Origin of the sequence: Janthinobacterium sp. CG_23.4, assembly GCF_029892305.1 — a bacterium.
GTDB lineage: Bacteria > Pseudomonadota > Gammaproteobacteria > Burkholderiales > Burkholderiaceae_D > Janthinobacterium > Janthinobacterium lividum_D.
This window is the reverse complement of record NZ_JARXUX010000001.1, coordinates 38,150-54,506: the sequence shown is the minus strand read 5'-3', so window position 1 is coordinate 54,506 and position 16,357 is coordinate 38,150. Positions and strand designations below refer to the sequence as shown.

Genomic DNA, 16,357 nt, shown 5'->3' with positions numbered 1-16,357 from the left:
CGGCAAATGATGCCGCCGGAGAACAGGCCGGTATCGGCCTTGGCGAAGGAGAATGGTATCTCGGAACAGACACTTTATACTTGGCGACGAAATCTACAATCTCAGGGAGTGGCGGTGCCGGGAAATGGAAAGAATGCCGTGGTGTGGTCGTCGGCGGATAAATTTGGGGTGGTGCTGGAGACAGCACGCATGAACGAGGCCGAACTGGCTCAATACTGCAGGAGCAAAGGCTTGTTCGTCGAGCAGGTTGCCGATTGGCGCGAGGCCTGCCAGCAGGCCAATGAAGCGCCGGCCGAGCGTCACCGCGAACTGCGCGCGCAAGGCAAAAGCGACCGCAAGGAAATCAAGCAATTGAAGAAGGATTTGCAGCGTAAAGAGAAGGCACTGGCGGAGGCGGCGGCGCTGATCATTCTCAGAAAAAAAGCCCAGGCGATCTGGGGGGAGCCAGAGGACGATTGATCTGCGCCCCAGATCGCCAGCAAGTGATTACGCTAGTTGAAGAAGCTGTTGACGGCGGATGTCGCCGTGCGCAGGCGTGTGGTGCGCTGGAGATCAGCCTTCGAACCTACCAGCGCTGGATGCAGGGCAGTGATGGCAGTCAGGCGGACGGGCGCAAAGGCAGTCGGCGCGTGGCACCGGCCAACAAATTGAGCGAAGAGGAACGCCAGCAGATTGTGAAGGTTGCCAACAGCCCTGAATTTGCCAGTAGTCCACCTAGCCAGATCGTGCCGACCTTGGCTGATCGGGGCGAGTATCTAGCATCAGAATCGACCGTCTACCGGATATTGAAAGACGAGAAGCAGCAGCATCACCGCGGCCGAGCCAAGAAGCCCAGCACAAGGGTCGTCACAAGCCACTGCGCAACCGAGCCGAACCGCTTGTGGGCGTGGGACATCACTTGGCTGCCGACCAGCGTGCGAGGCTTGTATCTTTACTGGTACATGGTTCTTGACGTCTACAGCCGCAAGATCGTCGCGCACGAAGTGAACGTCGCCGAGTCTGCGGAAATGGCGTCGCTGCTGATGCGCAAGGCCAGCTTGGCCGAGGGGCTGGCCGGGCGTGAGGTGGTGCTCCACTCGGATAATGGCAGCTCAATGAAAGGCTCCACAATGTTGGCGACGCTGGAAAAGCTTGGGATCATGCCGTCGTTCAGCAGACCCCGTGTGAGCAACGATAACGCCTACGCCGAGTCGCTGTTCCGGACTTGCAAATACCGGCCAAACTATCCGAGCAAACCGTTTGAAAGTATCGAAAAGGCGCGACAATGGACGCTGTCATTTGTGCAGTGGTACAACCATCAGCACAAGCACAGCGGCCTGAAATTCGTGACGCCTGCGCAGCGCCATGATGGTCGGGACGGAGCGATCCTAAAATACCGCAAGCAAGTCTACGAGGCCGCCAAACAACGCCATCCTGAGCGCTGGGCCGGGACTACGCGGGATTGGGAATTGAACGATGAAGTCTGGCTGAATCCAGAACGGAAACCACCAGAGGAATTAAGAAAAGCTGCATGACTTGACGCGACATCTTTGTTGACAACTACCGAAAGCCGGCCTAGATCTCGGTGGTACTTTTGAGGATCATACGGCGACAACATGGAAAATATTTGGGAACTTCGACGTTGATAGCTAGCGGTCCTTTTTACACAGACTATGAGCGACAAGTCATTAAAGGATGCCGTAACCCGGATTTCCAAGGCACTGGATGACCTATAGCTGTAGCGGCTCGCGTTTGAAACGGGCCCTGCTCGCATTCGACTCGTTTCCCGGCTCAGATTAGGTGCAAATGACGGACGGCTCGTGCTCACGCTATCGGCAGATATGCTCGCAATCTATGGCGCCGGCTTGCATTCGACCACAGCGGACTCGCGCTAACTGCAAATGAAATGATGCCTACGTCGGCAGGCAACTTCCACCCCGAAGCGGTCATTGACCAAGATCCTCGCCAGACAGTACCGCACGTGCGCTTCCGCGTCGTGTCGCGGCGTGCAGTCGAGTCGCTCAAGTCGCACGCCGCGCAGTCAGCCGACATCGCACAATTGCGCATTGTCGCGGACCGGACCGTGGCGGCGCTAGCGCGGTAGGAATGAATTAGGCGGCGGTACCGACCGATACCTCCCACTGTTCGGGCTCCAGGCAGTACAGGGCCATCACGGCCTCTGCCACGCGTGCCGGGACGTGCAGGTCGGGCGCCAGCGGCGGTTCCTCCTCGTCGTCCGGGCTGTCAGTCAGGTAGGCTCGCGGCAGGCCAGGTGAATAGACGGCCGCCCAGTTGCGCTCGCCGAGCGCGGCGGCGATGCGTTCGCGGTGCTCCAGACGCCACGGCGCGTATGCCAGGCGTCCGTCCGGCGTCCACCACGCCAGGTCGACCTCGATGCACAGTTCGTCTTCCTGCCAATACGGGTCGTACACAGCAGGCCGAACGGCGGCGATCCGGATCTGGATGCCCAATCCGTACGTCGACACGTGTACCCGGCGCGGATCCAGTCCGTCCAGATACTCGATCAGCGCCCGCCGGAAGTCACGATGCAACTGGTCGAACACGCGCATGCCTTCCATTCTGCGCCGAACGATCAGGCCACGGTAGAACCGTGCGACCGGCACGTAGTCGCGCGGGTGCGCGGGGGCGACACCCCCCTCCACATCGACGATATCAGCTCTCTCCATCGCTAGGCGCCGCAGATCGCTCCAGACCCAGTCGGCATTGAACTCGTTCAACGCCGCTTTCCTGAAATCGTCGCCGGTGCGCGCTAGCGCGAAGAACCGGCAGGCGCTCGCCCCGTGGTAATCGAGTTCCTGCGTATGATCCGGCGTGTATTCAAAATAGTGCAGCTCCACCAGGTAAGCATGTGCCGCACGGCGCAGGACGATCTTCCTGCCGCCTTGCGTGTGCCACTTCAGCAGTGCGTCGAGCGGGCCTTGCCATCCCGACGGCGGCCCGTCGACGACGTAGCCCTCGTGGCCGCCACCAATGGCGAGCTGCGCCGGGAAATGCCGGCGCAGCTCGCCGGACGGCGCAACGCTCTCGTACAGCCAGTTACGCGGCAACTGCCGTTCCACCTCGTCGCGTCCAGGCGGAAGCAGCAGGTCCTCGACGGTCGTGCCCAAGATCGCCGCCAGCCGGTGCGCCGTGCCCAGGCTCGTAGGTGCCCCCTTCTTGATGCGGTGGATGGTCTTTTCGCTCATGCCCACCGCGAGAGCCTTGATTGGCCCGCCGGCCACAGCGATGCGCAGGCAGACCTTGTCGGGATCCAGTTGGATAGTGTCTTTCGGCATCGTCTCGTTCCTGGCCCTCATCGTACGCCGCCGGCCTTGCCGTTGCGGGCCGCCGCGCGCGTTGCGCGGGCGGCGAAATCGTCCTTTGAGACCGTACCCTTGTCCTTCATCGTGCGGCTCTGGATAGCCGAGGCGCGGTCCTGCGTCATCGGGATCTTGTCGGCCGTGGCTTTACCCTGGACTGCCTTCGTCTGCTTCGTCATGGTTTCCTCCATAAATTGATTATTACCGGAGGAACGATAAGGCAGCACCGCTGTCCAGTCACGTCCTCGATTGGGACATATTCGGACATGCCCCTGGCGCCAGGTAGGCGAAGCAGCGACCGAGGCCACGTGGGTGAGGCCAACATGAAACCGCTGCGGTATTACGAGCAGTCGCCATTATTTTTTACGGTCATCGCTTAAGAACAATGATTTGTTACTTGAATGGTTTTGGGAGCGTCCACTTCTGGCCGAAAGCATAAGTTGCCTTCGGGCGATTGTACCGTACAGGTACACCCAAGCGAGGCGCTGCCATCGAGATGCTTTTCGTGTCTCACATGGTTTGATATGGCACCTTCGAGACATCGTCGCCCGATTGTCTAGACCCCAACGAAACGATACCCATGCTCTTCCGATGCTTGCAGCTAGCGCGAGCATGCCAACATGGAGTGCGAGCCGGCGCGGTCGATTGCAAGCTCATTTACAGATAGCGTGAGCACGGGCACCGTTTCATTTTCGGTTATCGTGAGCCGAAATCAGCGTCGAATGCGAGCACGACCAGTTTCAAACGCGAGCCGTTACATATAGCTTCATGAGCATACAGCTAACACGACGGCACGGAGCAACGACGACACACGCGACCACCAGGAACGGCCACTCTCACCAAGTGCAGCGCCGGCACCAGCTCCGACAAGGAGCTTCCAATTTCTGATGCCGCCTCCCAGTTGGCCAGCCGCACCACCCGACCTGTGGACGTCCCGGCGCGAAACTCGGCGCGAACTAAGTGCGGCCGTTGTTTTTCGATTACAGCCTGAGACACCTTATTTTTGTTGGTATTTTTGTTGGTATCCATCTGATTTTTTCCTATTTTTCATAGAAGAATATGATACCGGCAGTCGCACCAAGAATATCAAGGGCTTACAGAGATGTAAGCCCTTTTCTTTTGGGCGAATGGGCGGACATTCTCGCGATTACTGCACTATTCTTTGTAGTTGTCAAGACCCGCCTGGTTATAAACACGTTTAACGAATAATTGTGGCTTTTTTGCCTGCCATTTCTTCATTGCCTGAATCGGCGTTTCGTTGTTGAGAGCACGCTGTGGGATGTTGTGGTTATAGATTTTCAGGTAATTGCGTAGTGTTGATTCGAGCTCGGCCCTGGATGCGAAACGGGTCTGATTGACGACCTCGCTGATGCGGCCGTTGAAGCGTTCCACCATGCCGTTGGTCTGCGGATGACGTGGCGGGATCAGGCGATGTTCGATCGCCAGTTGTCTGCATAGCACGTCAAACGCGTGCTTGCCGCTGGGAATCCGGTCGCCCGTTTCCGGGTCTTTTTTCTTGCTGCTAAAGCGGTCGGTGAACTGGCTGCCATTGTCGGTGAGCAGCTTGACGATGGCGATCGGACAGGCTTTGTTGAGCTTGATCAGGAAGTCGGTGCTACTACTGTCGGACTGGTCGGCATAGATCTCCATGAAGACCCAACGCGTGGCGCGGTCGATGGCGACGAACAGGTAACGGCGTTCGGTTTCGTCAGGCATCTGCGGCAAGTACTTGATATCCATATGTAAAAAGCCGGGCTCGTAGTCCTTGAACGACTTTTTGGTGACGGGCTTATCGGTTTCCCGGGCGGCCAGTTCAAGCAGGCTGGAGACACCATGGCGACGCAGGCAGCGCCCCAGGGCGGCGCGCGAAAGCGCTGGATTGACGAACTCGCGGGCCACCGCCAGCAGGTCGTCGGTGGGCAGCAGCAGCGTGGTGCGCAGCTCCACGACGATCAATTCCTGCGCAGGCGTGAGCGTGGTGTGCATGATACGTGGCCGGTGCGAAAGATCCTCGGCGCTGTCGCGGTTCTGCCATTTGCGGATCGTCAGACGACTAACGTTGTAGCGCTCAGCCAGTTCCCGTTGAGAGAGCGTCGATTTGCGGATTTCGTCACGGATCAGATGAGTAGTGCGGGCTTGGCTGTGAAGGGCTTGGCTCATGGCGCTGGTAGTTAGGTGACAGGATTCAACAGTGTACTCAAAAGCAACCTGGCCCTGAAAAATGGCAGGCTGCGAGTTGGAATATGATCACCCATATCTAAACATGTAGTGTCGATCAGCGCGGCGATGCTTCAGGCAAAGTACACCGGACTTCTGCTGAAACTCCAACCGGACGAGACTGAATACACTTTCTACGACTGATTGAACAGCCAAGGCCGACCGTCGCGTGACAGTCGGCCTTGGTGCCTCGCATACCCCGGTGAAGCGCGAGGAAATCTGCAGCATCTTCCGGCCAACTGTTTCTTATCTCTTCCCCGCTTTATCTGTCCCTCAGCTATTTCTGACACATCCGTTATTCAGATATCTTGACTTTATCTGTATTTCAGATAATATTGATATATCTGAATAACGGATACTACACATGTCCTTCTCGCCTACCACCCACCGTCTCCTCACGGCGTCGCAGCTCGGTCAGTTGCTCGCATCGACCCGCAAACGGCACAAGATCACCCAGGCGACTGTAGGCACGCGTGTCGGCTTGAGCCAGAATCGCATCTCCTACCTGGAGAGTCATCCTGACGAAATCAGCGTCAAGCAGTTACTCAGCTGGTGCTCCGCGCTCGAGCTGGAGCTGCAGTTGGGCGAGCGCGATACGTCCGCCACAAGCAATACGGCCGAGTGGTAGTCATGGGGCGCCGCTCACACAGCCAGACGCTCCATCTTGGGGCAAATGGCGATTACGTCGGCCGCTGGACGGTCAAGGCCAACGGCGACTCCGAACTCCAGTACGATGCGTCCTGGCAAAGCTCAAGGCTCGGGCGCCCGATCTCGCTGTCGCTGCCGTTCAATCTACGCAATGAACCACTCAAGGGTGCCCGTGTTGCCAACTACTTCGAGGGCTTGCTGCCGGACAGTGACATCATTCGCAAACGCGTTGCGACCCGCTTCAAGACAGGCTCTCTCGAACCGTTCGACTTGCTCGCGGCTATCGGCCGGGACTGCGTCGGCGCCTTGCAGCTGCTGCCCGAAGGCGGCAAACCGGAAGGGCTGGCCCAGGTCGATGGCATCGCCCTTGACGAGGAAGACATCGAGCGGCACTTGCTCGAAGTGGTCAGCTCGGAGCGGCACGGCGCCGCAGATGACGCGGACGATGATTTCCGTATTTCGCTGGCTGGCGCGCAAGAAAAAGACGCCTTCTTGTGGTGGGATGGGAAATGGATGAAGCCGCGTGGCGCGACGCCCACAACGCACATCTTCAAGCTTCCGATCGGGATGGTGGGCGGAAAAAAAGCCGACTTCACCACGTCGGTCGATAACGAATGGCTATGCCTGCGGCTGTTCAAGGAGTACGGGCTGCCCACGGCAAACGCCGAAATTGCGACGTTCGGCGCGCAACGGGTGCTCGTCGTCGAGCGTTTTGACCGCGTGCGATCAAGCGATGGCAAACAGCTGTTCCGGCTGGTTCAGGAGGATTTTTGCCAGGCGACGGGAACATCACCGCTGCTGAAATACGAAAATGACGGTGGACCGGGGTTAAAACAGATGTTTACCCTGCTGCAGCAATCGCAGCAAAGCGCTGCCGACATGCACACGCTGATGGCCTCCCAACTTCTGTTCTGGATGCTGCGCGCACCCGATGGCCACGCCAAGAACTTCAGTATCCAGCTCCTGGCTGGTGCCGGCCGGTTCAAGCTGACGCCCATCTATGATGTGATGTCCGGCTACCCTGTGATCGGCCCTGGCCCCAACCAGTGGTCCGAACGCAAGCTCAAGATGGCGATGGCACTACTCGAAAGAAACCGGCACTACCTCGCGCATGGGATACAGCGGCGACACTTCAACAGCACTGCAAAAGCGGTCGGCTATGGCGCGCACGCCGAACCGCTCCTGCTCGACTTCATTGCCCGCACACCCACCATCGTAGAAAAGGTCCGCAGCGAACTGCCTGTGGGGTTTTCGGAAAAGGTAGCCGACAGAATTCTGGACGGCCTGCTTGATGCCGCAGCTGCCCTTCAACGGATGCCGCCAGCCTGACCAGTGCCGCGCAGCGGACACTAACGCGAAAATGGCCAGCATCTTAACCTCGGTAAAACGTGCGGAAAATCAGCAGCATCTTCTGGTCGGCTATTCCCTTATCCCTCCTCTAAAAGCGCACACGCCTCGAACTGCACCTCAAACCCCTGAGCTGAGGCGTGGGCTGGTCGAAGCGAACCGGCGCCGTCAGCAGGCAGCTACCGAAGCCGACGTCGCACAAGCAGGGCAGGCCAATGGTGGCGAAAAAATCGCTATGAAAACAGCGAGCATCGCCCCTCATGCGCCATACAGGTTCGCCAGCAGCCAGCCGGGCAGGCCGAGATACAGCACCAGGCGGCTGGCGCGCTCCAGCCAGCCGCGCACTTCAATGGCTAGTCCCGGACGCAGCAGCGCCGCTAACAGCGTGCCAATTTCAATCGCCAGGCGCAGCAAGGCCGCGCTCAGGGAGACGCCGATCGACCAGGCCGCCCACCACAGCGAGAAAGCCAGCAGGTAAGCCTTCAGGCCGTAGCTGTAGTACTCGCCGAAGGCGCTGCCGTAGGCGATATGCTGATGCAAATGGAAGGCGGGTATCGCCAGCGCCAGCGGCAGCAGGACGAACTTGGCCAGCGGCAGGTCGAGCTTGCGTTGACGCAGCGCCAGGCGGGCGCGCGCATACACGCACATCACCGCGCCGGAGTACTCGGGTTCCCGCGCACCGCCAGCGCCGGCCAGCGCTGCGGAAAAAGCGAGCGGGTTGGCCAGCGCCAGCCCGTAGTGCCAGCGCTGCCCCGAGACCAAGCGCAACGCGACGCCGGCGGCAGGAGTCTGCAAGCGCCACAACTCGACCGAGGCAATCTCGCTCAGCGCAAGTTCGATGCGCTGCGCGCCGCGGCTCAGCACCAAGGCCGTATCGCTGATCGAGGCCTGCGCGGCAAACGCCAGCAGCACGCACCACGAGGCAATTTCCGGCGCGAGGAACAGGCCCGAGAACAGGCGGATCTGTGCCAGCGTGTTGGTCCGCAACGGTTCGTTGAGCAGCAGCGCCACACAGATGCCGAGCAAGCCTGCGCGCGCCAAGGTGCGCAGCAGCGCTGCGGCCAGCCGCGCCGCCGGCGGCAACACCGCTACCCTGACCGGGAAACGCATGGCAGGCGACTGCGCGTGCGCTGCTGGTGCACGCCACGAGGGAATGGCCGCCCTGGCCGCCAGCAACAGCAGCAACACGCTGGCGGCTCGTCCCACCCAGTCGCCCCACCGGACCATCAAGGTCGGCGCCGGCCGGCTCGGCACAAGGTCGGCGATCACCAGCGCGGGCACGCCCATGCTGGTGCCGGCCAGCACGGCGCCGGTGGCGTCGAACACCGCGCTGTAGCCGTTGGTGGTGACGCGCACCTGCGCCAGCCGTGTTTCGATGCTGCGAAACGCCGCCACCGTCTGGTGCAGGCGCGCGCCCTCGGGATCGGAGCTGAACCAGGAATCGTTCGACATGGTGACGATGGCCTGCGCTCCCAGCCGGGCGCCGGTGAGCGCCAGGTCGGCATCGACGTCGTCGAGGCAGATCAGCGGCAGCACCGGGATCTCGCGGCCGTCGGCCAAACGCAGCGGGAACACGCGCGCGCCATTGCCCGCGCGCCAGTTGCCGGTCCACTGCAGCAGATTGCGCAAGCGCGGCCCGTCGAGCCAGGCCGGCACGTATTCGGTGAAGGGGAACAGGCGCGTCTTGCGATACAAGCCCGTCAGGCCGGCGTCGGGCTGCACGAAGGCGGCCGCGTTGTATTCACCGTCGCTGTCGCTGTCGTAGGTGCCGAACACGAAGGGCACTCCTGAGGCGCGGACGTTGGCGAGGATCTCGCGGTCGAAATCCGCACCGGCTGCGCTTTTGGGGTGGCCGAAGGTGGTGGGATAGGCGGTCTCCGACCACAGCACCACCTGCGCATGGCGCCGCACCACCGCGTCATAGCTCATGGCGAAGTGCGTCGCGAGCACTTCCTGCACCACGGCACGGGTGCCCATTTGCCGGCGCATGCCTTCATAGTCCACCATGTTCGCCTGGACCAGGCCCACGCGCAGCGGCTTGGCGACGACGGCGGCGCTGTTGCCGCCGCTGTCCGCGAGCACCGCCAGCCCGTAGCCAGCCAGCAGCAGCGGTCCCAGTGCGGACAAGGCGAGCGGGTGGGCGATCGCGCGCCAGCCATCGCGCCGCCGCGTCAGCGCCACCACCACGCCTTCATTGGCCAGCAACAGCAGTACGGTCAAACCTGCAGCGCCCCCCACGGCGGCGCCCTGGCGCATCAATGGCGATGGATACAGGCCGTGACCGAGCGTGTCGCCGAGCAGCTTGGGCAGCAACCATTCCGCCGCCACCCAGGCCGCCGCCGCCGCCAGCGCGCGCCACAGCGGACCGTACCCGCGTCCACTCGCATGGCGCACCAGCGCGAACACGAGGAACTGCGGCTGGAACAAGGGCGCGGCCAGCAGCAGCACGGCCAGGCCAGTGGTCGCGCCGACCTGCGTATAGCGTCCGAGCGCGGTGCCGAACCAGGGGAAGACGGCCGCCGTGAAGGCCAGCGACATCAAATAGGCCCAGCCCAGCGTGGCCGCCAGCGAGCGGCTGGCGTTCAGCGTGAGCAGCCACGGCACCAGCATCACGAAGCCCAGCAACCAGCCGGCGCCGCCGCGCGCATACAGGGCCGACAGCACGGCGCTGGCCAGGATGCCGGCGGCCATGCGCGCGGTGGCAGAGTTCAGGTGTTGTCGCATGCAGGTCAGCGGCCGGGACCGACCGGGTCCACCGGCTTGGGAATGACGATGCGCCGGATCGGCAGACCGGGCAGCGCCAGCTCCGGCGGCACGATGCGGTCCTTGGGCATGTCGATCGGATTATGGGCGGCGTCATACAGCTGGAAATCCGGCGCGAACATCAGGATGGCCTCGATGCGCTGGCCATCATCGGTAGCCTGGTGGTGGCGCACGTAGCCGGGCGGCAGCTCGAAGTCCTCGGGCACCGCCAGGCCGATCATGGGGGGACGCGTGCCCGGCGGCGAAAACGCGCCCAGGCCGCTGTATATGCCACGCTCATGCAGACGTTCTATCACTTCGGGCATGGTCGGATTTTCGCCTCGGGCGACGTAGCTTTTCAGGTCGCGCGTGGGATCGGCGTCGCCCTCGGGCGCGCGCGATGGAATGTGCGCCGCGGCTTGCGGCATGGCTGATGCAGCAGGCGCGGGCTGCGGCCAGGCCGGCTGCGCCGCGCCGGCGGACGCTGGCGACGACGCTGCGGTGACCAAGCCGATATCGGGCGTCGTCACCAGGTAGACCAATACGCCACAGCCGATCACGGCAAGCACCAGCGCGACCGCAAGATAGACGGCGCGCGGACGCCAGGCGCGGTGTGCGCCCGGGGTGTCATCCGACGGCCGCTTGGGAGGCTTGTCCATGGGATCCGCTCAGCCGGGCATCAAGGCGTCGCGACGTTGTAGGTCGAGACCGCCCAACCCATCCGCTCATGACCATATTGGTTCCAGATCGGATTCTTACCGCCCGAGAAAGTGTTGTAGCGCGGCGCACCGCTGCCGGTGGTGCTGCCAAACAGGCCGGACGTTACCGTGCTGCCGCTGTAGGTCGGATGGGTGTCGTCCGACTGGATGTAGTCGTAGCTGCTGCCGGACGACACAAAGTGCGTGTGGGCGTCGCGCAGCGTCGAGCGCAAGGTGGTGCTGATCCGAGTCAGATAGCTGGCCTGGCTCTCGCCGGCGACGTAGCGCAGCGCTTCGGAATCGATCTTGCCGTCGCCGTTGCTGTCGTAGTCGGCCCCCATGTACTGGGCGAAGTTGTCGGCGCAGGCAAAGCCCTTTTGGCGCGCCAGGTCGCACATCGCGAAGTTGATCCTGACCAGGGAAGGCAGGAACTTGTCCTGCATGTTCACCGTCTTGCCGGTGGATGGGTCCTTGCACGCGCTTTGGACATTGTCGGCGGCATAGCCGGGGTAATGCAAGTTCGACACCAGCTTGAGCTTGACGCCGGAATAGGCATTGGCGTTGATGTAATTCATCGCCGCCTCGACATAGGTCCTGCAGCTGTTTTCCGCCGCCGTCAGCACACTGTCGTCGCAGGTGCCAGATTGGCTTTTGAAGGCGGTGCGGGCCTGCAAGCCATCGTTGCCGCACATCTCGAAGGCCACCACGCGCGTGTTACTCGACTGCATATACGAGCGTTCGGCCACGATCTTGTTGTTGTAGACATCCGAGGCGATCGCGCCGGACTTGGTGCGGCGGACGCTTTCGATGTCGGCGTTCCACAGCGCGGACAGGTATTCCGCGTCCACCGTCGGCGCCGAGTACTTGGCGGCGCTGGAGACGGAGCCGTTGTAACCGGCAAAGATCGAATCGCCATAGGCCACCACGCGGTAGACGGTGGAGGAGCCGGGACGGTCGATGGTCCAGGAAACGTTTTGGTTCAGGGTGCTCGCTGCCGCGTGGCCCGCGACGGCGAACAAGACAAGGGTGGACAACAGCGTAGGCAACGATTTCTTGTGAAAGCGGGTGTACGACATGGGGCGTCTCCGGTCAGTGTCTGTGCAAGATGGCTCATTATGTGATTTTTCTCGCGCTACGACGTACGACAACCTCGGCCGCGCGAGCCATCATAGCGCGGAGGTCAGGCTGCCATCGTCCAGATCAATTACGTGTTAGCAAACAACTCATATTACCTCACGGACAGAGAGGCGACTCAACTGCGCAGCCGCTATCGCGAAAAAAATGCGAATGCCCCGACAGGACCGGTCGTGTGTGGCGCCGCGTTCACAGCCGCCGTGCGCGAGACGCGGCCACGCTGGCGCAAATGTTGGATCGGTACTGCTTGGGGGCATAGACTGGCTGCAGGCGGAACCGACGTGGAAAACGACATCGGCCCTATAAACGTCACAAGCCTCGCGTAAGCGTGGCACATGCTCGGGCCAGCTGCCATGAGATCCGCCACCTGCGTCTCAAACTGGCTGGTTCCTGCTGCGACGCGATCGGGCAGGCGCCAGCACCGAGCCGGCCGATCAAACGCGGCACCGCGATCGACTCGTTGATCGGAACGGCCAAGCTCAATGGCGTCGATTTTGAGGCCGGGCTAAGCCATGTGCTCACACACATCGCTGCCTCCCGCTCAACCGGGTCGACGAATTCCTGCCCCAGCACTTCGCAGCGCAGATTACCAGCGGCGTGATGCCATCATCGCGCAACACCCCGCTCAACTCAAGAAGGCTCCGGCAAGACGCTGACGGCTCAGCTTGCTGACTTGATCAAAAATGTCACTAGCTCACATTTTTTGCTCGCGGCATTAATATCGAAAATGACTTGTACTGATTTTCCACCTTCGTTCTTACCCATGTGATAGCGTCCGTCTTGGGGGTCCAGCACTGCAGTGGTGCCACGCAAAAACGATTCCAGGTCACCCGGGGTTTGAATGGCAACATCGTTGCCGCGCTTCTTGACCTGCGACAGAAAATGCCCGCCCTTGTCGGTCCAGAGTACCGGCAGCATTTTTCCATTCCATGCATTGAGCGTCACGTCCTTCCAGGCAGTATCCGTTTTCCCTTTCAACTTGAATCCATCGTGACAAACTTTCGGGGTTGGCACAGCCGCGAGCGCAACAGTGGTGCTGGCGACGAGCAAGGTAGCTACGACCAATTTAAGTTTCAACATACATTCTCCAAAGTGATATAACGGCAAGAGTCAGCGCCCTTGGGCAACGGTTATTTCTAGCAGCGCAAATGCAGGACAAATTTTTTGTCGTATTTTCGGGCACTCCTTTCTTCAAATAGATGACGTGGTTTTCCGATGCGACAAATGGCAACGAATAGTTTCGTTCATGTATCGGCCTCAAGGGTCGGCATCCTTGCTGCCTTCGTGCTACGCCAGCCACCTGTGCATCACATTAAGCAGGCAAGAAGATGCGCGGCGTCGATCTTTTTGCACATCACTACGCAAGTTGACCTAAGCAATTGTTTTTAAACCAGTCAGTTCATGAGATTCGACATCGTGTCAATCCGTGGACATTTTTACTGCGTTCTTTTTTCACCTTCACGACACCCTTTCGGCGAACGTTTCAGGCGCAATGCAGACCGCAGTTGTTCACCGTACCGTTCACAGCACCTTGGATACGCTGCGCCACCGTATCCCATGAAAACCGCTCTGACTGTGCTAGTGCCCGAGCAGCCGCACCGCGGCTGTGGCGATACGACGCATCGGCGTAGAGCCTAGACAAAGCATCAGCCACTGCGCTCGCCGACACCGCGAACATATCGCCGTATTCATAAAATATGGCTTGACGTTCCACTGCGGGTACGAGTTCCGCCACACCCTGCCAAACCTCAAGCAATCCCGTGTGCGCGGGGACAACTTGGGCTTTTCCCGTCAGCGCATGCTCGAAGCTCACCAGCCCGAAACCTTCCCCCATGGCTGTGTTCAAACCGACGTCCGCCGCGTTGTACAGCAAGTTCAGATCGGCCAAGCACTTCGGATTGTCGGCTTCATCCTTGGGTATCAGATGAATCCGGTCAGCCAGCCCTGCGGCGGCGGCCAGGGAGTTGATCGAAGCACGTTCGCGATCCGGTATAAAGAGCGCGTGAAGGTACAAATGGGCGTCCGCATCGGTGCACGAAACGAAATGCGCGAAGCCGGCAACAGACAGATCCAGACGCTTGCGAAAGTAGGCGCGATTGGCATTGAGCACCACAAATGAAGAAGGCCTGATGCCAAGCGACGAGTCAAAAATTTTTTGGCGCAAAGCGCCATTGTTGCCCTGGCTGCCCGCCTGGTCCGGCAAAGAGTAAAACTCAGTACAAGACCCTATGCCATGCCCCACCGCCACAACCGGCGGTAGATACAGGCCGCTCTCGCTTTGCGCCGCCAGGCGCGCCACCGATACGCGTGCGAAATCGCTATAAGTGAGCACAAGATCACAGGCATGAAAAATATGCAGCGCAATGGGGTCGGTGAGCTCGGCCTCCATGGCCGCGTACAGCGCGACCTTCACAGCGGGACGAAACGCTTGCAGTTGCGCCAACAAGGGGCGCGCCAAGTAGGGCGGCCCGATGACCAAGATCAAGGTGGGCCGGAATGACGCCACAGCTGCCTTCAGATCATCGGGATGAACCTGAAAACGCGGACCACATCCGCGCAACGTGACTGCAAACGCAAGCAGCGGTAGTTGTCCATAGCGTTGTCTTGCATCCGTAGGGTCGATGCCGGCATAACCGACCTCGCAACCGTCAGACAGCGCTCTGGCCAAGCTCATCCCGACGCCAGTCAGCCCGCTGCCTGCGGTGTGCAGGCCGATCAGAAGCAAGCGCATGAGGGACTTCCGTCCCTGACCAGAGGCGGCTGGACTAGCCGCCAAAGTATGCGCCAAAATTCATGAAATCAAACGGCTGGGCCGCATTGATTTGCATCTCATAGTTGAGAACGGCGTCGGACTGAAACGAGGTCGCTACCCCGTTGTAGGTTTGCATTGCTTGCAGCGGACCTTGTCCGTTCTGATTCGTCAGGCGATACTTACAATCAGCCAGCGCCGAGTCATCCGAACCACTGTAGACCAGCCGCTTTACATAGAAGGTCGAATCCGTCACCCAAATTGGATCTACCACGAAGCTGCCGGAATGCTGCTCGGGCGAACCCATCGGGCCGACAACCAGTGACGCGTCATCCGGAGCCACTGCAGTATTTGCTTCGGCACTTTGCGGCGTAAGAGTCATCGTGGCGCCATCGATCGCCGTTTTGAACGCATCACCGAAATAGGTCATGTGAACGACCAAGCGGCGGTCGGCCGGATCGGTCAATGCCAAGCGCGCCAAGAGCGCTTCTGCAGTGTTAAAAATGGGCGAAATCGCATAGTAAGAATGCGCAATGCGCACATTGCCGCTATACAGCGGACTCATGTCAGGGTGGAATTGCCAAGCAGCGTGGTACGCCAGGAAACCATAGCCGCTCTTGGTTGAACCCACCAGGCCGGAACGCACAATCTGAACCAGATTCTGGATGTACGCCGATTCCTGTTCGAGGATCAGCGCCTGATAAGCATACCAGGCATCCTTGGCTAATATGTTATCGCCGTTGAAGTTGTGTGCCTCGATGACCAGGTTAGTGGCGCGCAGCTGCGCCCAGGTCAGCTTGACATAGTAAGCCTGAAACTGGTCGACCGCTTGTCGGTAATCGAGTGCACCATCCTCGATCAGCGGGCAGACCATGTTTGCCCAGTCCGCGAGCGCGCCTTTATTGGACCCATCGGACATCATGAAAGAGTTGATGCCATTGGCCGCCGTCACTTCGCCATTATTCGGATCAAGAATGGACGCGACGAGGTCGGCAATGTCCCTCGGCTTGACGCTATTGGCAGGGTCGATGTAAAGGGTGTACTGGCTATATGCAGTCCTGATCTGCACCAAATAGGCTTTGATGCTGTTATCTTGCTGTAACCAGTTGCCGTAGAGCACGTCCTGTCCGATTGCCTTGAGCATGGCTTCGATACCCTTGATCTCGCCATAGATATCAGCGATCGCCGCTCCCATTGCCGTGAGCTGGCTGGCGATCTGGCCGATCTGCTCCGTTTGCGCGTTCAAGCTATCTTGCAACAGTGTCAGTTCAGCTCCTGGACCCGGCTTGAAATCACCACTGATGCTATTGACCAGGTCGCCCAGGTCCTGGCCGGCTGCAGCTTGATCATTACCGAACAAAAATGCCAAGGTACCGCCCACATCCATGCCAGTGGTATCGTCCAGATAACTGGTGGCAGATTTGGCAAGGCTTTTACCGAGGGCTCCGACGGCATCGTCAAAAAAGTTCATATTAGTTTTCCCAATAACTGAAAGCCCGAAGGCAGAGATGAAGGCGGATCAC

At 60.1% G+C, this 16,357-nt stretch carries 12 protein-coding genes; 3 read left to right on the top strand and 9 right to left on the bottom strand.

Going from position 1 to position 16,357, the window contains the following annotated elements; all coding sequences use genetic code 11:
* Window positions 1–6: 6 nt before the first annotated feature.
* Window positions 7–1,514 (top strand): IS3 family transposase gene (locus H4V96_RS00235; protein WP_280721166.1). Its coding sequence is split into 2 segments (ribosomal slippage): window positions 7–424 and window positions 424–1,514, totalling 1,509 coding nucleotides; the frame shifts between segments, so codons are not numbered across the junction.
* A 576-nt stretch (window positions 1,515–2,090) separates the two neighbouring features.
* Here the strand turns inward: H4V96_RS00235 and H4V96_RS00230 are convergent.
* The 3 genes from H4V96_RS00230 to H4V96_RS00220 form a co-directional block, all read right to left on the bottom strand.
* Window positions 2,091–3,275, bottom strand: coding sequence for a helix-turn-helix transcriptional regulator (locus tag H4V96_RS00230; RefSeq protein ID WP_196857165.1), 1,185 nt, complete (start codon window positions 3,273–3,275; stop codon window positions 2,091–2,093).
* Window positions 3,276–3,292: 17 nt separating this feature from the next.
* The gene (locus H4V96_RS00225) at window positions 3,293–3,478 is read right to left on the bottom strand and encodes a hypothetical protein (RefSeq protein ID WP_196857166.1); all 186 of its coding nucleotides are present in this window, start codon (window positions 3,476–3,478) and stop codon (window positions 3,293–3,295) included.
* 976 nt (window positions 3,479–4,454) lie between these two features.
* Window positions 4,455–5,459 carry an IS481 family transposase gene (locus H4V96_RS00220; protein ID WP_280720630.1) on the bottom strand — a complete coding sequence of 335 codons (1,005 nt, stop codon included), beginning with the start codon at window positions 5,457–5,459 and terminating at the stop codon, window positions 4,455–4,457.
* A gap of 421 nt (window positions 5,460–5,880) precedes the next feature.
* On the opposite strand from H4V96_RS00220, the gene H4V96_RS00215 reads away from it, so the two are divergent.
* Window positions 5,881–6,144, top strand: coding sequence for a helix-turn-helix domain-containing protein (locus tag H4V96_RS00215; protein WP_196856940.1), 264 nt, complete (start codon window positions 5,881–5,883; stop codon window positions 6,142–6,144).
* A 2-nt stretch (window positions 6,145–6,146) separates the two neighbouring features.
* Complete coding sequence (locus H4V96_RS00210) at window positions 6,147–7,493, top strand: type II toxin-antitoxin system HipA family toxin (RefSeq protein WP_196856939.1); 1,347 nt, start codon at window positions 6,147–6,149, stop codon at window positions 7,491–7,493.
* 276 nt (window positions 7,494–7,769) lie between these two features.
* On the opposite strand, the gene lnt is transcribed toward H4V96_RS00210, so the two are convergent.
* From lnt to H4V96_RS00180, 6 genes are all read right to left on the bottom strand, one after another.
* Window positions 7,770–10,235, bottom strand: coding sequence for an apolipoprotein N-acyltransferase (lnt, locus tag H4V96_RS00205; RefSeq protein WP_280720629.1), 2,466 nt, complete (start codon window positions 10,233–10,235; stop codon window positions 7,770–7,772).
* Window positions 10,236–10,240: 5 nt separating this feature from the next.
* Entirely contained in the window at window positions 10,241–10,912 is a 672-nt protein-coding gene (locus H4V96_RS00200; protein WP_196856938.1) for a hypothetical protein, read from the bottom strand.
* 20 nt (window positions 10,913–10,932) lie between these two features.
* Window positions 10,933–12,027 (bottom strand): SGNH/GDSL hydrolase family protein, encoded by a 1,095-nt coding sequence (locus tag H4V96_RS00195; protein WP_196856937.1) that lies wholly within the window; start codon window positions 12,025–12,027, stop codon window positions 10,933–10,935.
* Between the two features lie 718 nt (window positions 12,028–12,745).
* A complete protein-coding gene (locus H4V96_RS00190) occupies window positions 12,746–13,165 on the bottom strand; it encodes a hypothetical protein (protein WP_196856936.1) in 420 nt (139 codons plus the stop codon).
* Window positions 13,166–13,568: 403 nt separating this feature from the next.
* A complete protein-coding gene (locus tag H4V96_RS00185) occupies window positions 13,569–14,816 on the bottom strand; it encodes a hypothetical protein (protein WP_196856935.1) in 1,248 nt (415 codons plus the stop codon).
* 34 nt (window positions 14,817–14,850) lie between these two features.
* On the bottom strand, window positions 14,851–16,305 hold the full coding sequence (locus H4V96_RS00180; protein ID WP_010394105.1) for a hypothetical protein: 1,455 nt from the start codon (window positions 16,303–16,305) through the stop codon (window positions 14,851–14,853).
* Between the last annotated feature and the right edge of the window lie 52 nt (window positions 16,306–16,357).

Excerpts from the sequence above, each read along its gene's own strand:
- H4V96_RS00230 (WP_196857165.1), bottom strand. The coding sequence starts at position 3,275 with ATGCCGAAAGACACTATCCAACTGGATCCCGACAAGGTCTGCCTGCGC.
- H4V96_RS00225 (WP_196857166.1), bottom strand. The coding sequence starts at position 3,478 with ATGACGAAGCAGACGAAGGCAGTCCAGGGTAAAGCCACGGCCGACAAG.
- H4V96_RS00220 (WP_280720630.1), bottom strand. The coding sequence starts at position 5,459 with ATGAGCCAAGCCCTTCACAGCCAAGCCCGCACTACTCATCTGATCCGT.
- H4V96_RS00215 (WP_196856940.1), top strand. The coding sequence starts at position 5,881 with ATGTCCTTCTCGCCTACCACCCACCGTCTCCTCACGGCGTCGCAGCTC.
- H4V96_RS00210 (WP_196856939.1), top strand. The coding sequence starts at position 6,147 with ATGGGGCGCCGCTCACACAGCCAGACGCTCCATCTTGGGGCAAATGGC.
- lnt (WP_280720629.1), bottom strand. The coding sequence starts at position 10,235 with ATGCGACAACACCTGAACTCTGCCACCGCGCGCATGGCCGCCGGCATC.
- H4V96_RS00200 (WP_196856938.1), bottom strand. The coding sequence starts at position 10,912 with ATGGACAAGCCTCCCAAGCGGCCGTCGGATGACACCCCGGGCGCACAC.
- H4V96_RS00195 (WP_196856937.1), bottom strand. The coding sequence starts at position 12,027 with ATGTCGTACACCCGCTTTCACAAGAAATCGTTGCCTACGCTGTTGTCC.
- H4V96_RS00190 (WP_196856936.1), bottom strand. The coding sequence starts at position 13,165 with ATGTTGAAACTTAAATTGGTCGTAGCTACCTTGCTCGTCGCCAGCACC.
- H4V96_RS00185 (WP_196856935.1), bottom strand. The coding sequence starts at position 14,816 with ATGCGCTTGCTTCTGATCGGCCTGCACACCGCAGGCAGCGGGCTGACT.
- H4V96_RS00180 (WP_010394105.1), bottom strand. The coding sequence starts at position 16,305 with ATGAACTTTTTTGACGATGCCGTCGGAGCCCTCGGTAAAAGCCTTGCC.